Origin of the sequence: Pseudomonas sp. GM84 (genome assembly GCF_000282535.1) — a bacterium.
Classification (GTDB): domain Bacteria; phylum Pseudomonadota; class Gammaproteobacteria; order Pseudomonadales; family Pseudomonadaceae; genus Aquipseudomonas.
In genome coordinates, this window is the sequence record NZ_AKJC01000380.1 from 1 (window position 1) to 2,467 (window position 2,467).

At 63.3% G+C, this 2,467-nt stretch carries 3 protein-coding genes; all 3 read right to left on the reverse strand.

Annotation, left to right across the window (positions count from 1 at the left end; all coding sequences use genetic code 11):
• Positions 1–83 precede the first annotated feature (83 nt).
• On the reverse strand, positions 84–488 hold the full coding sequence (locus PMI38_RS26055; protein ID WP_043274129.1) for a c-type cytochrome: 405 nt from the start codon (positions 486–488) through the stop codon (positions 84–86).
• Positions 489–642: 154 nt separating this feature from the next.
• A complete protein-coding gene (locus PMI38_RS26060; protein WP_008101177.1) occupies positions 643–1,191 on the reverse strand; it encodes a cupin domain-containing protein in 549 nt (182 codons plus the stop codon).
• 110 nt (positions 1,192–1,301) lie between these two features.
• A complete protein-coding gene (alr, locus tag PMI38_RS26065) occupies positions 1,302–2,375 on the reverse strand; it encodes an alanine racemase (protein ID WP_043274130.1) in 1,074 nt (357 codons plus the stop codon).
• Positions 2,376–2,467 lie beyond the last annotated feature (92 nt).

Sequence of the window (2,467 nt, forward strand, 5' to 3'; positions counted from 1 at the left end):
CTTGCCGGCGATAAGGCCGGTACTGACGACGCAAAAAACAAAGCCCGCCAAAAAAGGCGGGCCCTGTGGTATTCAGCTGTGACTCACAGCCCGGACATCTTTTTGATCGCCGCTTTCAGGTCGTCATCCGAGCAATCCGCGCAGGTGCCCTTCGGCGGCATGGCATTGATCCCGGTAATGGCCTTGGCCAGGATGCCGTCGAGCCCGCCCTGGTGATCGGCACGTTCTTTCCACGCCGCCGTGTCGCCAATCTTCGGCGCGCCCAGCAGGCCGCTGCCATGGCAGGCATTGCAATGCTTGGCGATGACTTCATCCGGTGTCTTGGCTCCGCCCCCACTCGCCGCGGCGGCCACTTCCATGCCCTTGCACTCCTGCCCCTGGACGCACACCTGGCCAACCGGCTCCAGGCGTTTGGCAATGTCATCGTTGGTCGCTGCGGTTGCGCCCAGTGCCCAAAGGGCGAGTACGGCTGCTGGTACGGCCAGCATCTTCTTGATTTGGTTCACGCGAACACCCTCATGGTGGCTAATCATGCCCGCGGCCACGGTAATGCGAGCGTTGAAAAGTATAGCGGCAACCTGGAGGCCGTGAAACGACCCCACTCGGGAAAGGGGTATTGCCGAAACAATGCACTGCGCTGGATCAAAAATTCGACGGCGTGGCCGCGCTGATCAGCCGGGCTGGTTGGTCGAACGGGTTGCGAAAGCGGTGCGGGCGGGTGCTTTCGAAGTAGTAGCTGTCACCCTCTTCGAGGATGAAGATCTCGTTGCCCACCACCAGTTCGAGCCGGCCTTCGAGCAGGATGCCGGTTTCCTCGCCATCGTGGGTGAGCATTTCGGCACCGGTGTCGGCACCCGGGGGATAAACCTCGGTGAGAAACGCGATCGCCCGGTTGGGGTGCGATTTGCCCACCAGCTTCATGGTCACCGCGCCGTCCGAAATGTCGATCAGCTCATGGGCCTTGTAGACGATCTGGGTGGGGCTTTCAGGTTCCAGCTCGACCGAGAAGAACTCGACCATGGACATGGGGATACCGCTCAGCACCTTGCGTAGCGAACTGATCGAGGGGCTCACGCTGTTTTTCTCGATCATCGAGATGGTGCTGTTGGTCACACCCGCACGCTTGGCGAGTTCGCGCTGGGACAGGCCCTTGAGCTTGCGGATGACTTGCAGTCGTTCGCCGACGTCCAAAGCTGGAGCCTCCTGAAACGGTGAGATGACGGGGTGGATGTGAACGATATCATGGCAATGCCGTTCAGTATTTACAACACACCGCCCCGCACACTGTCCGCTTCGGCGCCTTATTCGCCGTAATAGTCCAGCGGCACCCGCTTCAGGTTGCAGAAGATCTGGTAAGGAATGGTGCCGGCGTGCATGGCCACCTCACTGGCCAGCACCTGCTTGCCCCACAGCTCGACCGGGCTGCCGATGGTGGCCTCGGGCACATCGGTCAGGTCGATGCACAGCATGTCCATGGAGACGCGGCCGATCAGCTGGCTGCGCTTGCCGGCGACCATCACTGGCGTGCCGGTGGGCGCCTGGCGCGGGTAGCCGTCGGCATAACCCATGGCGACCACGCCCACGCGGGTCGGGCGAGGGCTGATGAACTTGGCGCCATAGCCTACTGGTTCGCCAGCTGGCAGTTCACGCACGCTGATCACCCGCGATTGCAGGGTCATGACCGGCTGCAGGCGCTCGGCCTGGGCCTGTTCGACCTCGAAGGGCGTGGCGCCATACAGCATGATGCCGGGGCGCACCCAATCGCTCGGGGCCTGGGGCCAGGCCAGCACGCCGGGCGAGTTGCGCAGGCTGCATTCAGCGGCCAGCCCTTGGCGGGCGGCATCGAACACGGCGATCTGCTGGGCGGTGGCGTCGGCATCCAGTTCGTCGGCGCGGGCGAAGTGGCTCATCAGCACGATGCGCGAAACCTTGCCGCTGGCCAGCAGGCGCTGGTAGGCGTCGTGATAGTCCTTGGGGTGCAGGCCAACCCGGTGCATGCCGCTGTCGAGCTTGAGCCAGACCGTGAGCGGCTTGCTCACCTGGGTCTTCTCGATGGCCTCGAGATGCCACAGCGAATGTACGACGCACCACAGGTCATGCTCAGCAATCAGTGCCAGTTCGCTGGCTTCGAAAAAGCCTTCGAGCAACAGCACCGGGGCCTTGATGCCGGCTGCGCGCAGCTCCAGCGCCTCCTCGATGCAGGCCACGGCAAAGCCATCGGCTTCTTCCTCCAGCGCCAGGGCGCAACGCACGGCACCGTGGCCGTAGGCATCGGCCTTGATCACGGCGAGGGCTTTGGCGCCAGTCAGTTCACGGGCCAGACGGTAGTTGTGACGGAGGGCTTGGAGGTCGATCAGGGCACGGGCGGGGCGCATGGCGGCAGCCTTATGGTGGTTCAGGTTGAAAACAGTGTTGAATTCATCGCCGGCAAGCCGGCTCCCACACTTGTAGGAGCCGGCTTGCCGGC

Bases quoted from the DNA above. Each gene is read 5' to 3' on its own strand.
- PMI38_RS26055 (WP_043274129.1), bottom strand. From the start codon at position 488: ATGCTGGCCGTACCAGCAGCCGTACTCGCCCTTTGGGCACTGGGCGCA.
- alr (WP_043274130.1), bottom strand. From the start codon at position 2,375: ATGCGCCCCGCCCGTGCCCTGATCGACCTCCAAGCCCTCCGTCACAAC.